Genomic DNA, 12,563 nt, shown 5'->3' with positions numbered 1-12,563 from the left:
ACGCGCCCTGATCCACGCACAGTCTGACAACTGAACCACTGAAAACTAGCAGTCTCCTCCCCGGAAAACCGGGGAGGAATCAAAATTCATCAGGTAGAATGGACTCCGCGTTGCCAACCGGTTTCGTGATCCTAGCCTTGGGTCATGCACCTCCCCACCTCAAGCCGTTTTTACGTATGCGGGCTATTAGCCTTCGCTGCGCTCTCCTCCGCGTTGCGAGCGGACTCATTAACCTGGGACAGCAGCGGGCTGAATCCAAATGCCCCCGTCGACGGCGCTGGCGCGTGGGACACCTCCACCGCGCTCTGGAGCAACGGCTCGGTCGACTCCATCTGGGATAATGCAGGGAACAACACCGCCGTTTTCGGCAGCAGCAATGGCGCGGCGGGCACGGTCACGGTCGGCACGATCACCGCGGGCGGCATTACCTTCAACCCCGCCACCTCCGGCTCCTATCTGCTCAGTGGCGGCACGCTCACCCTCGGCGGCTCCACCCCGACGATCACGACAAACGCCAACGCCGAGATCGCTTCCGCCATCGCGGGAACCACGGGCCTGACCAAGGAAGGCTCCGGCGTCCTCACCCTCAGCGGTACGAATACATTTACGGGGGGACTCAAGCTTAACGCCGGTACAGTTAGTTTTTCGGTTGCGGGAAATCTCTCTTCCGGAGCAGTGACTTTTGGCGGCGGCAGCCTGCGCTTCGTCGGAACCACCGGATATAGTGCTGTAAGCAAAAGTTGGGTGGTCGGCACCTCCGGGGCGATATTTGACCTGGCCACTTCCGACAAGGGCTATGTGGCTTATAGCGGCACGATGACTTTCACCGGCTCAGGGGCGAGGACCATCACCCTTTCCGGTTCCAGCACCTCAAGTAACACGTCCAGCGCGAGCATGGTGATCGGCGATGGCTCGGGCGGCGCCACCTCGCTGGTGAAAAATGGCTCGGCCTCCTGGAACTTGAGCGGAGCCAATACCTACACCGGAAGCACTACGGTCAATCAAGGCATCCTGTTCATCAATGGCGATAATCGCATCCCGGTCGCCAGCACGGTCTATATCGCTTCCGGTGCATCCATTCGCCTCGTGAATAACCAGACGTTTGGCAATTTGCAGGATGGCACGGGTGGCGGAGGTTACCTTACCCGTGCCTACTCCGGCGGCACCTCGACGGCGACGATTCAGGCAGGTCGTTTCAGCGGGCGGATTTATGATCTGGGCACAGACCGCTACATTGCTGTCGCAAAAACTACCAGCGGCCTGCTTCGCCTTAGTGGCACGACCAATGACTACACCGGCGGCACCACCATCTCCAGCGGTACGCTCCTTATTAACAACACCTCCGGAACCGGCCTCGGCGTGGGTAATGTGACCGTGACCAACGCCACTCTTGGGGGCAACGGCTACTCCGCCCTCGGCACCGCGGCCTCGCACACCATCGGCTCCGGCGGCGTCATCGCCCCGGGCGACTCGGAGATCAACGGCGGCATCGGCACCCTGACGCTGAACGGCGCCAATAGCACCGGCGCCATCCTCGACATGCAGGCGGGCTCATCCTTCAGCTTCAATCTCGGCGCGGGCGATGCCAACGACACGCTGCGATTCTACACCTACGCTGGCGCATCCGACTTCCTGCGTGACAGCGGCGGTGTCGTGCTCAACTTCTCCGGCGCACTCGCCGGGACGTATGACCTCTTCCGCTTCTACTCGAATGCCGGGACGACGCTTACCGACGCGGGCTTTACCCAGGCCACGTCCAACTTTACCCTCGGCTCCGGCCTGACCGGGTACAACGCCACTTGGGACTACTCGACTCTCGGCGTCATCTCGCTCACGCTGACCGCCGTGCCGGAACCCTCCAGCGCCGTGCTTTTCGGCCTGGGTGGACTCTGCGCGATGGTCCTCTGGCGTCGCGCCCGCTACCGCGCCTCCGTGCGCGGCTGATATTCCCCGCAGAGGGGGAAGGAAAAGAGGGGAACGGCTTGAACCGCTGTTCCCTTTTTTGTTAAGTTTCCAGGCAGTCTCCTCCTGATGAAAACCTCCGCCAAGCTGCTTATGGTCCCGGCCGTCCTGTTAATCGTTGCCGGGCTGGGCGTCATCGTCGTTTTCGGCGGTTCGCGCCTGATCGATCTGGTGCAGGCTCTTTTCCTGTATAGCCGGTCGGCGGACGACATGTTTTACACCCTCCGGGTCGTCGGCTCGGATGTCTGGGCGGTTTTGCTCTCCGGCTTCGCTCTGGTCCTGCCGGGCGGCATCTGTCTGGCGGCGGGAGTGGTCGCCCTGCGGTCCATCCGGAAAAGAGCGGCGATTTCCTCAAACTAATACGCGCCGCTCCCAGAAAAGACGGACACCTCGAATTCCTCTCACCATGAGGGAATAGCGCCATTTTGGCCCCCCCTTAGGAAAGGCATGACAAGCCTCACCGCCGGTTCCTGGCCCTCCACTTGGGCTCTGCTCCTCGATCTCGTCTCCCTCGTCTTCCTCCATCGCCGCTCCCGCCGCACGGGAAACCGGTTCAATGACACGTTGAGGCAAGGCGCTGTCTCAGCCCTTCAGTCCCGGCCAGGCGTTCGCAGGCCGGGAGTCGATCAGTTTCCCCCGCAACGAACCGCCGCTCGTGCGCTGTCTGAAAACGGAACCCCTGAAAACTTACCTGTTTTGATTAAAATACGGCAGGAGCCGGAGCTTGAGCATCACGATGGGCGAGGCCATCAGGAGCGCGCCAACAACGAAGGATAAAATGAGCGTCGGAGTCGTCAGCACCCCGTCGAGATACGCGCCATAGTAGGCCCAGAGCGCGATCGGATAAAAGAGCAGCACCGCCGTGCCCAGACCCGGGGAAAACCGCCCGCGCGTCGTCAGGAAGGGCAGTACGTGGAAAAAGGTTGCGTTGATCAGCATCAGTGCGGGCAATCCTAGTGAATACGCCGGGAGCGACCACGCCACCTGGGAGCAGGAGATACCCAGCACCACCACCACGCCATTCACAATGGCAAAGTGCACCCAGTTCACCGGCAATTTCAGCACGTGCTCAGCCCAGCCTTTCCAGTCAAAGGTGTACTCCTCCACGACATGCAGGGCGTAGGCAAACGTCGCGATCCAGAGGATATAGGCGTGACTCATGAACGAAAGATTAACCACGTGTCCGCGCGCGCCTGCAAGACGTATCCCGGCCTGTTTTCTCCGGGCCGCACCGTATGGTCAGGGTCACGCACCGGCTTTGGCTCTGTATCGCGCGGGAGTCGTCAGCGTGCGCCGCTGAAAGACCCGGGAGAAGTAATACTCGTCGCGAAACCCGCAGAGCGTGGCGATCTGCTTGAGCGGCAGGCGAGAGTGAACCAGCAGCGTCCTTGCCCGGTCTACCCGTAGCGTCGTCACATAGTCGATGAGGCTGCACCCGCGCTGCCTGCGAAACTCATGCCGCAGGTAATCCGTGCTCAGGCCCACCGCCTCCGCCACCTCGCGCAGCGACTCCACGGTGGCAAAGCGCTCGCGCAGGTACTCCTCCGCCTGGGTCACGCACCGCTCGGCGCGGCTGGCCTGCTCATGGTCCCGGTTCCGGCAGGCCAGCTCCACCAGCGAGAGCAGCGCGGTCGTCGCCCGCAAGTTGCACAGCGCCTGCCCGGCGGGCTGTAGCGCCGCCCCCACGCCCGCCAGCAGCCGCAGGTCCTCGATCAATGCGGGATCGTCAATATGCGGCACAAACAGGCACTCCCTGGGAAAGGCGGGGCCGCCGCGCGGGGCGGCGATTTTCACGCACAGATCCTCGCCCTCCGTCTCCATGATCTGATCGTGCTCCTGCCTCGGGGGATGAATCATCGCGCTGCCCTCGCCAAACTCCACCGTGCAGCCATCGACCGTCGTTGCGCCGCACCCGACCGGGTGATAGACGATCTCCAGCTCCGCATGGGCGTGGATCGGGCACCGCGGTTGCACCGGCGTGGCGTGACGCATCCCGTGCACGAACACCAGCGGCGGCCGTGCCGCCTGACGCTCCAGAAATTTCGCCCAATGAGATGCCTTTGCCATGCCGTCATCATTTGGCGGGAGCCGGAATTTTCAAGCGGGAAGGGGAATTTCCTGAAGGCAGGCTGGGAAAAAACCGAAAAGTGCAAAGATAAGCCGCTTATTTCAATCGCCCGCAGCCGCCCCCGGCGCGATGTATGAAGCCATGACCTCCGCCTCCCCATCAAGGCTTGTCTTCACCGGCAGGCAGCAAGTGTCACTGGAAAGTTTCACCCTCCCCGAGCTCAAACCCGCCGAGGTGCGGCTCCGCATCGAGCGCACGCTCATGAGCACGGGCACGGAGAACATCGTCTTCAACCGCCACTTCGACCCCGGCACGCATTGGGACCGCTGGGTAAAGTACCCGTTCTATCCCGGCTACACCGCCGTCGGTGTCGTCGAGGCCGTGGGTTCCGAGGTGACTGCACTTCAGCCCGGCGACCGCGTCGCGAGCCGCACCGGCCACGCCTCCGCCGTGAATGCCAAAGCCTCCGAGTGTTTCCCGATTCCCGCTGTCCTCGACTGGGACGAGGCCGTGTGGTTTTCCCTGGCCAAGATTGCCTTTCACGGAGCCTCCGTCGCCCGCTACACGCTCGGCGACAGCGTGCTCATCATCGGAGCTGGTCCCATCGGCCAGATGTCCACCCGCTGGGCGCGGGCAGCCGGGTGCGCCTCGATCATCGTGGCCGACGCCGTGCCGGATCGCATGGCCCTCGCCTCTGCGGGCGGGGCCTCTGCCACCATTGTCGGCCCCATCGCGGAGGCAAAGGACGCCGTAGTCGCTGCGTGCGGGGGACATCTCCCGCGCGTCGTCATTGACTCAACCGGCAACGCCGCCGTCTTTTCCGCCGCCCTCAGCCTTGCGGCGGATCGCGGCACGGTCGTCGTCCTCGGCGACACCGGCCAGCCCGGCAGCCAGACGCTCACATCCGATGTCATCATGCGCGGCCTCACCATCGTCGGCGCACACGATGGCCACAACACCACCGCCTGGAACAACCAGTCCATCACCGAGCTTTTCTTCACCCTGGCCGCAACCGGGCGATTCCCGCTCGACGGCCTCAACACCCACCGCTTCACTCCCGCCCAGTGCGAGGAGGCCTATGCCGTCGCCAACCGCGCCCGCGCCCGCACCATGGGCATCGTCTTCGACTGGTCCGCCCGCTAACAAAAGGAAACATCCCATGAACCCGCTCAAGCAATCCTTCTCCTGGTGGTGCTTCGCCAACCGGGGACTCGATCCCGCTACGCTCCTGCGCACCGCGCGTGATATCGGCTACGAGGGCGTCGACCTCATCGAAGAGGACCTCTGGCCCGAGGTCGTGAACCAGGGGCTCCGCATTGCCGCCGTCGGCGGTCACGCCTCCATCGAGTCTGGAATGAACCTTCGCGAAAACCACGCCCGCATCGAGGCTGAGCTTCGCGCCAACATCGCCAAGGCCGCAAAGTGGCAGATCCCTGTCCTCATCTGCTTCTCCGGCAACCGCCAGCCCGGCGTGTGCGGCATTGACGCCACCGCCGAGATCCTCACCCGCCTCGCCCCCGAGGCTGCCGATGCCGGAGTGACGCTCGCCATCGAACTGCTCAACAGCAAGGTCGACCACGCTGGGTACGAATGCGACCGCACCGACTGGGGCGTCGAGGTTTGCCGCCGTGTTGACTCATCCGCTGTGGCGCTCCTCTACGACATCTACCATATGCAGGTCATGGAGGGAGATCTCATCCGCACCATCGGGGAACACCACCGCCATTTTGCCCACTACCACACGGCGGGCAACCCGGGTCGTAGCCAGCCCGATGCGAGCCAGGAGATTCACTACCCTCCCATCTATCGCGCCATCCAGCAGACTGGCTTCACCGGTTACATCGGCCACGAGTTCATCCCCTCGGGCGACGTAAAGACCTCCCTCGCCGAAGCCTTCGCCGACTGCCGCCGCACCACGGACAGGTGAGATTGGCTGCCTGCCCTGCCCGCGAGATGCTCGGGGCATACCGGTTTTATCTTGTCGATCACGATTGCTTTCCGCTTGGTGTCAGCATAAGCGACGATACTCGGAGAGGTGACCGTGTCCGCCCGGGAGCAAGTGATCCCAAAGAGAACGATGCCGAAAAGAAGTGCGCGCGTATAACGATGCTGAAGACCTCCGGGAAGCTTAAGAATCCGATCGATACGAGTCAATGCTGGCTGGGGGCGGCGGATGTCTCGCTTGACAGTGAGGTGCGGATTTTCGAGTGTCGTCTCGTCCGCTAAGCTTATTTATATCTTATGCTCGGTATTGCTGCCATCGTCGCCTTCGCCTCGATCTTCGTCTATGTCGGGAATAACGAATATCACAACAAAGGCTGGCTGCTCGGCACGGTCAGCGTGCTGCTCTCCCTCGGCGTGACGTATTTCACCCCGCTGAGTTTCCTCGGCATGCTCGGGGCCAACCTCCTCCTCTACGCGGCCATCTGGATTTACAACGTCGTTTCCGGCAGGTCGTCCCGCTCGAGCTCGGGGTTCTGACGCGGATTTCCTACATCGGCGCCGGGATCTTCTGCCGGTCCGCAAGACAGAGCCGCCAGAGAAAGGAATACAGTGCCAGCGGGATAAGGAACGCCCCCGCGAATTCCCGGAAATTCATGACGATCGGCAGCAGCACGAGATGCACCGGTCCATACGCCCGGATGCTCCACCGCAGGGGGAAATAGGGCGCATTCAGGATCATGGTGGCGAAGGCGTAAATCCCAATTGAAAGAATGGCTGCGGTTATCCCGTAGGAGTGAGTTCCGCCGAAGGCGTCGCCCATACCCACGGCAGAGATCATACCCGGAACGGCGATGAGGAAAACCACCCCGGCGGTAAATATCAGCACGATGCGCAGCATCCACGTGCAGATCGGGTAAACATCCGGCGGCACCATCGCCCCGCCCATCCGCTCCGCCACGAAGATGCCAAAGCGAAAGACCCCCCACAGCAAAAAAAGCAGAGTAAAGATCGGGATGATCGCAAGGGCGGGGGGCATGGCTTTTCGCGGTGCGGGCTCGGTGGGGAGCCTCGCAGCGAAGCTTAGTGAAAGGCGCCCTGCTTTTGGAAGTTTACAAATGCTAGCCGCGCTTCAAGTGCCGCGCGAGGATGCCCTGAAACTCTGTGAACTGTTCGTCGCTGAACCACCGCCGGGGAAACATGTGAAAGGTCTCCCGCGAGGGATAAAGGAGGATGAAATCCTTTCCGACCTTGTACTTGTGCAATTGCCGCCACGCCGCGCTCGAGCCGCCATGACGGCTGGCGAAGCGTATTGTTTCTTCCGTGATCTCTACCTCGTACGGGTCGTGCAGCGTCTTCTGCTCGCGGTAGATGCGTTTTGCGCTCATTGGCATGATGACAAAAAACCGCAGCGCGAGGTACACGAGCACGGCAAACAGCACATACGGCGCAGGTTGCGACGTGGTCGAGGGGTAAACGAAGAGCTTCAGCACGATGATCGTGAGCGCCGCCACCACCATGAGCACGCCAGCGGCGAGGAAGACCGGGCGCGGGCGCACGTGCAGGTATTGGGCGCGGATGTAGTCCTCTTCCGTGATCTGGCAGTGAATGGTCATGGCTTGGGTTGCGACTATGTGTCGCGAGGCAGGTCCCGACAAGCTTCGCGCGGATATCCCTGCGGTCGCACATGTGTCATCAGGCGCATAACGATCGCAGAGTCTCACGTGAGACGGCGCTTCTCCGAGAGCTCCAGCCGGCGCAGGATGTACCGGGCAATAAAATGCATCGCGATGAGCGCGACGACGCCGAGGACTGTAATGACGGACGCGATCACGATGTGCTCGATATCTGGCAGGCTTCGCATCCCGACCCAGGAATCTCGTGGCCGACTCGCATCGTAAGTCACCGTGATCGTTTGTCGGGGCGGCCCATCGGGCCACAACGCGCCTGCTGCGGAAAAGTCCTTTTGATACAGTTTTCCGTCGAGTTCATTCCGCCACGTGACATTGAAATAATAAACCTTGGTCTCCCGGGCTGCGGTGATTGAGCGAAAGGAGTTGATTTTGCCTTCTGTCCTGGCCCCGAGTGGATAAGTGCGGCTTCATGGCGATATTCGACGATATCTGCAGCCTCCCCGCCGTGCGTGTTATCGGATGGCGAGCTAACCCGCTTTCTGATTTTAATTTCCGCCATGGCCGTAAAAACCGCCGTTCCCTCCGAGCAAAAGGTCCTCTCGTTTTCCATCGTCCTGAGCGGATGCGTCGCCCTGCTCGGCATCGTCTTCGGTATTCTCTCCGGATCGCAGTCCATCGTCTTTGACGGAATCTTTTCCATCGTCGATGTCGCCATGTGTGTGCTCGTGCTTTTTGTCTCGCGGCTGGTGACGCGCAATGCCACGCCGCATTTCCAGTACGGCTTCTGGCATTTCGAGCCGCTCGTCGCCGTGCTCAACGGCGCGATCATGCTCACCGTCTGCATCTACGGGTTTATCAATAGCTGCAAGAGCCTGCTCTCTGGCGGCAACACGGTCGAACTCGGCATGGCCTCGGTCTATGCCATCGTCGTGCTCGCCGCTTGCGCTGGCATGTACCTCTACGAACGCAAGGTCAACGTCGTGCTGAAGTCCGAGTTCATCAGCATCGACATGAAGAGCTGCATCATGTCGGGCGCGATCACGCTCGCGCTCTTCCTCAGCTTTGCCCTGGCGGAGTTCCTCGGCTGGATCGGCCATGCGGAGTTTAAGCCCTACGCCGACCCCGCCATCCTCATGGTCATCACCATCGGCCTGTCACCTATTCCCATGGGCATCCTGCGCCGCGCGGTGAAGGAGGTCTTTCTCATTGCCCCGCGCGATGCCTCCCGCCGCATCGACGAGGTCATGGCAGGGATCAGGGAACGCCACGGCATCGTCGACTACCGCGCCTACGCGGCGAAGTCCGGCCGCATCCACGTCATCGACATCAGCATCCTCGTCCCGGAGGACTGGGACCGCACTGTCCCGCAACTCGACGCCATTCGCAGCGAGATCGCCGCCGGGCTGGAACAATATGCCACCCTCGACCGCTGGCTCACCATCGCCTTTACCACCCGCCAGCAGTGGCTCTGAGGCCCGCAGGCAAGTTTCTCCGTCAGGCTCGCCGTCTTGACCGCCACGCGAGGGTCAGCCCCGCACCGGCGAGGGCGAGTAGCCCGACCGTCGACGGTTCCGGTACCGCCCCCACTGTCGCGGGAGCGCCGGGTGTCGATTCGTAGCCGAAGCCCGTCAGCGTCACCAGGGTGTTATCTCCCTGTACGATGAAGCTGGCCCAGCCATAATAGACATTGCTCTCGGCATCGCTGAATTTCAGCCCGACGTACGAGGTCCACTCTGGCGTAAAATTCGAGATATACGGTGGATTCCGCGATGGATCGTAGGTCGCGAGATTTCCGCCGCTCCAGTAAAACTCGCTCCCGTTGATTTCGCTGCCTTCGCCAAAGCTCACGCATTCCGGTCCATTTACCACCACCTTGTCTGCGGGATTGTTGGAGTTCAGGACCGTCTGGATGACTGGCGGCGTGGTATTGTAGGCGAAGTTATGGATCGAGTAGGTATATGTGTACCCTGGGTCCGGCAGAGTGCTGGCGTATCCGGTAAAGATGTTGAAGTACAGGTATCCGGACTCGGGGAGATCCACATCGACCGACCAAATGACGGGAGCGGCAGATGCCTTGCTCATTCCGCCCGCGCCGATGAGCGCAGCTATCGCGCATGCCATTAGCTGGTAGCGACTGCTTTGCATGCCTGCCCTCAACGAGCCAGCGGCTCCCTGTACGATTTTTATGATACTCACCATCGACGCCGCGCTTTCTAGGTTGGTTTGCGTCCAAAATACAAGTCTGATTCCCTCCCGGATATTAATATATCTGGCACTTCGAGGGAATGCGGGCTGCCTCGGCGGCCAGGGTGTTCCTGGCCATCCAGAGGTGGCCTACTGAATCGAGCGGCAGGCGATTTGCCGCGGATATTTCAGTGCGAATCCATGGCGTCGCGTACCGGAGTGGGCAATGCGCGCCGGACGTTAAAGCCCGACGGTACCTGACCGGCGAAGTTTGGTGTCACCTGCTGGCGGGATCTGCTCAGCAACCCTTGGTTGGCCAGATAGGTCGAGAGCACCGCTGCCGTCTCATACGCGGTGCGATCCACGTCCGAGCTTACGCCAGGCAGGCTTCCTGCCAGCGTGCCCGCTGCTGTGCCAACGAGACTAGCCCCACCGGTGGCTACGCCCAAAGCTGCTCCTGGTTCCATCCCTGAACTCCCTCGCGTGCGGAAACTCAGAATCCTGCGCATGCCGCCACTCTCCACCGCAAATACCGAGACATTCGTGCGGAAGTGTGTCCGTCCGGCTCCCAGTCCCACTACCGCGCGTTTCGCACGGCTGCCTTGATCCACCTGGACGATCTCACCGCGAATCAACCAGTTTCCCGGAGCCGGAATAGTACCCCCTGCGGCAACCATCGCCGGAGCCGCATGGCGGCTGACCTCGCGAGAAGTGCGGGATGCAAGCGATGTCTGGATATCGCGTCCAAGCCTCGCGGTCTCTGCCGCAGGGCGATCACCTAGTTGCAACGCTCCCGGCTGGATTGTGTAGGCCTGGATAAAGATCGTCCTCGGCGCTGTTCTTGCCGCTGGTTTGTGTTGATGCAGCTGATAAACGCCCACCGAACTACACCCGGTGAGGGTCAAAACCATCACGCTGGCGAGAGAGAGGAAATAACGCATTGCGCCCTTTTTTCACGTCCCGGCCACGAGTCAATGGGAATCGATGAGGCATAAAGACGGGCTTTTTCTTCGATTCTCGGCCGGTACGCTTCCAAATACCGGTAAAACTCCACCCCAGAGGCGAATCGGTGTTCCCCCGCCGGCTTGACTCCTTGAGATTTAGTCAATACAAATTCCCTTTTATCAAATTGACTGATCCTGATCATCCATTAAGCATCTGGTTGCATAATTAACGATCCCCTAAACCTAAATTACCCGTTAGTGGGTATGGATGCGAATCGAATCTTCGTTAAGATCGATCGTTGGCGAAAATCGCCGGAAGAACGTTGAAATGAACCCGAGGGAGCCACTGCACGCGTCGATATTACCGAAGCCATCTCAAGGCTCGGTTTCGTCGTCGGATCTGCTTGCAGCCCTGGACTGCGCTCCGGATGGTATATCCATCACAGCTCCTTCTGGCAGATACATTTACGTCAATCAGGCTCATTGTCGCATGTTCGGATATGCGCGGTCCGAGCAGGTGCTCGGGCGTTCCTGGCGCATGCTCTTTCCGGCCCAGTTTCGCAGCCGGATTACCAGGGACGCCATGCCCGCCCTGAGGCAGGTGGGGTTCTGGATCGGACGGCTTCCGGGAAAACATAGGGATGGGTCAATTATTACACAACAGGTTGCTCTTAGACTTTTACCGGGCCGGAACGTTATTTGCATGGTCTTTAATGCAACCGAGCGCTTCGCTGGGGATGATTTGCGGGACCGGCTCTTTGCATTATCGCAGGGGATGCTTGCTGTGGCGGATACGTCCGGTTGCATCAAACAGTTCAATCCCGCCTGGAGTACGCTGCTCGGTTACGACCCCGAGGATATTCGGGATCACAGTATTCTGGAGTTCGTTCATCCAGATGACCGTGACTTTACTCAAGCCAAGCTCGTGAAGTTACGCGAGGGACGGCCGACGAGGAGTTTCGTCAACCGCATGTGCACAAAGTCCGGTTCGCATCTCTGGTTGAACTGGAGCGCCTCATCCTCGCCTGGCGACAATCTCATTTTTGCCAGCGCCCACGATGTCACGGATACGAAGCGGGCAGAATCTGCCGTAGTGGCTGGCATCGCGCAGTCTTGCCAGACGGATCAACAGCAGGCCCGGTTCGCCGCCATGGCCAGCCACGAACTGCGGACACCGCTGGCCAACATCATGCTCGCAAGTCAGCTCTTGAAAAACCACTTCAAGGAACTCCCGGAGCACCTGATTGAGCACCTGTTTGGCGAGATTCAATCCACTATCCGGGACATGACCTCCACCATCGACTCACTCCTTTTTGCTGGGAATGTGGACATGGGGCGCGTCGATTTTCGTCCTGCTGCAGTATCGAGTGTGCAGGAGTTTGAAATCCTGATCCGGAACGCCATCAGCCAACCCTCTTCGCGCATCGTTATTATCATCCGGGAGTTTGACGGTGAGGTGCTGGTAGACCGCGCTCTCTTTGCGCACGTGCTCCGGAATCTCGTGGAAAATGGCTTGAAGTACTCTCCGGCCCCGGCTCCTGTGCATGTCATTGCGCGGGTGAGGAGCGGACGCTTGAGTTTTTTTGTGGCAGATCGCGGCATTGGTGTTCCCGTGGTTGAGCGGAGGCGACTGTTCGAGGCATTCTTTCGATCATCCAATGTAGGGTCGACTCCCGGATTTGGCCTTGGCCTGTTCATTGCAGACCGCGCGGCCAGGTTGCACGGCGGGGTCATCCGGTACCGCCCGAGAGAAGGGGGTGGTGCATTGTTTGTCGTTCGTCTGCCGATGCGGCGCAACACTCATCGCGAGCAAGGCGACTAGGGAGAGGG

General features: G+C 60.6%; 14 protein-coding genes. 7 read left to right on the top strand and 7 right to left on the bottom strand.

Annotated features, from left to right (window positions below):
- Window positions 1-144 precede the first annotated feature (144 nt).
- A complete protein-coding gene (locus TSACC_RS14825; protein ID WP_075080017.1) occupies window positions 145-1,944 on the top strand; it encodes a beta strand repeat-containing protein in 1,800 nt (599 codons plus the stop codon).
- An 87-nt stretch (window positions 1,945-2,031) separates the two neighbouring features.
- Window positions 2,032-2,322 (top strand): hypothetical protein, encoded by a 291-nt coding sequence (locus TSACC_RS14820; protein WP_075080016.1) that lies wholly within the window; start codon window positions 2,032-2,034, stop codon window positions 2,320-2,322.
- A gap of 327 nt (window positions 2,323-2,649) precedes the next feature.
- Here TSACC_RS14820 and TSACC_RS14815 read toward each other — a convergent pair whose 3' ends face one another.
- A complete protein-coding gene (locus tag TSACC_RS14815; RefSeq protein ID WP_075080766.1) occupies window positions 2,650-3,123 on the bottom strand; it encodes an HXXEE domain-containing protein in 474 nt (157 codons plus the stop codon).
- 84 nt (window positions 3,124-3,207) lie between these two features.
- Entirely contained in the window at window positions 3,208-4,029 is an 822-nt protein-coding gene (locus tag TSACC_RS14810; RefSeq protein ID WP_075080015.1) for a helix-turn-helix transcriptional regulator, read from the bottom strand.
- Window positions 4,030-4,171: 142 nt separating this feature from the next.
- Between TSACC_RS14810 and TSACC_RS14805 the strand changes: the two genes are divergently transcribed.
- The 3 genes from TSACC_RS14805 to TSACC_RS14790 all read left to right on the top strand — a co-directional run bounded on the left by TSACC_RS14805 (window position 4,172) and on the right by TSACC_RS14790 (window position 6,511).
- On the top strand, window positions 4,172-5,173 hold the full coding sequence (locus TSACC_RS14805) for a zinc-dependent alcohol dehydrogenase (RefSeq protein WP_169809657.1): 1,002 nt from the start codon (window positions 4,172-4,174) through the stop codon (window positions 5,171-5,173).
- Between the two features lie 16 nt (window positions 5,174-5,189).
- A complete protein-coding gene (locus TSACC_RS14800) occupies window positions 5,190-5,957 on the top strand; it encodes a hydroxypyruvate isomerase family protein (protein ID WP_075080013.1) in 768 nt (255 codons plus the stop codon).
- 314 nt (window positions 5,958-6,271) lie between these two features.
- A complete protein-coding gene (locus TSACC_RS14790; protein ID WP_075080011.1) occupies window positions 6,272-6,511 on the top strand; it encodes a hypothetical protein in 240 nt (79 codons plus the stop codon).
- 10 nt (window positions 6,512-6,521) lie between these two features.
- Here the strand turns inward: TSACC_RS14790 and TSACC_RS14785 are convergent, their stop codons facing one another.
- From TSACC_RS14785 to TSACC_RS22835, 3 genes are all read right to left on the bottom strand, one after another.
- Window positions 6,522-7,010, bottom strand: coding sequence for a hypothetical protein (locus tag TSACC_RS14785; protein ID WP_075080010.1), 489 nt, complete (start codon window positions 7,008-7,010; stop codon window positions 6,522-6,524).
- Window positions 7,011-7,092: 82 nt separating this feature from the next.
- Window positions 7,093-7,587, bottom strand: coding sequence for a YcxB family protein (locus TSACC_RS14780; protein WP_075080009.1), 495 nt, complete (start codon window positions 7,585-7,587; stop codon window positions 7,093-7,095).
- Between the two features lie 104 nt (window positions 7,588-7,691).
- Window positions 7,692-7,835 carry a hypothetical protein gene (locus TSACC_RS22835; RefSeq protein WP_153811451.1) on the bottom strand — a complete coding sequence of 48 codons (144 nt, stop codon included), beginning with the start codon at window positions 7,833-7,835 and terminating at the stop codon, window positions 7,692-7,694.
- A gap of 327 nt (window positions 7,836-8,162) precedes the next feature.
- On the opposite strand from TSACC_RS22835, the gene TSACC_RS14775 reads away from it, so the two are divergent.
- A complete protein-coding gene (locus tag TSACC_RS14775) occupies window positions 8,163-9,077 on the top strand; it encodes a cation diffusion facilitator family transporter (protein ID WP_075080008.1) in 915 nt (304 codons plus the stop codon).
- Between the two features lie 22 nt (window positions 9,078-9,099).
- On the opposite strand, the gene TSACC_RS14770 is transcribed toward TSACC_RS14775, so the two are convergent.
- Together TSACC_RS14770 and TSACC_RS14765 are read right to left on the bottom strand one after the other, a co-directional pair.
- Complete coding sequence (locus tag TSACC_RS14770; RefSeq protein ID WP_075080007.1) at window positions 9,100-9,726, bottom strand: PEP-CTERM sorting domain-containing protein; 627 nt, start codon at window positions 9,724-9,726, stop codon at window positions 9,100-9,102.
- Between the two features lie 251 nt (window positions 9,727-9,977).
- Window positions 9,978-10,730 carry a DUF4410 domain-containing protein gene (locus tag TSACC_RS14765; protein WP_075080006.1) on the bottom strand — a complete coding sequence of 251 codons (753 nt, stop codon included), beginning with the start codon at window positions 10,728-10,730 and terminating at the stop codon, window positions 9,978-9,980.
- Between the two features lie 271 nt (window positions 10,731-11,001).
- On the opposite strand from TSACC_RS14765, the gene TSACC_RS14760 reads away from it, so the two are divergent.
- Entirely contained in the window at window positions 11,002-12,555 is a 1,554-nt protein-coding gene (locus tag TSACC_RS14760; RefSeq protein WP_084400500.1) for a sensor histidine kinase, read from the top strand.
- Window positions 12,556-12,563: the final 8 nt, after the last annotated feature.

Origin of the sequence: Terrimicrobium sacchariphilum (assembly GCF_001613545.1) — a bacterium.
In the GTDB taxonomy this organism is placed as follows: domain Bacteria; phylum Verrucomicrobiota; class Verrucomicrobiia; order Chthoniobacterales; family Terrimicrobiaceae; genus Terrimicrobium; species Terrimicrobium sacchariphilum.
This window is presented reverse-complemented; position numbering and strand designations above follow the sequence as displayed.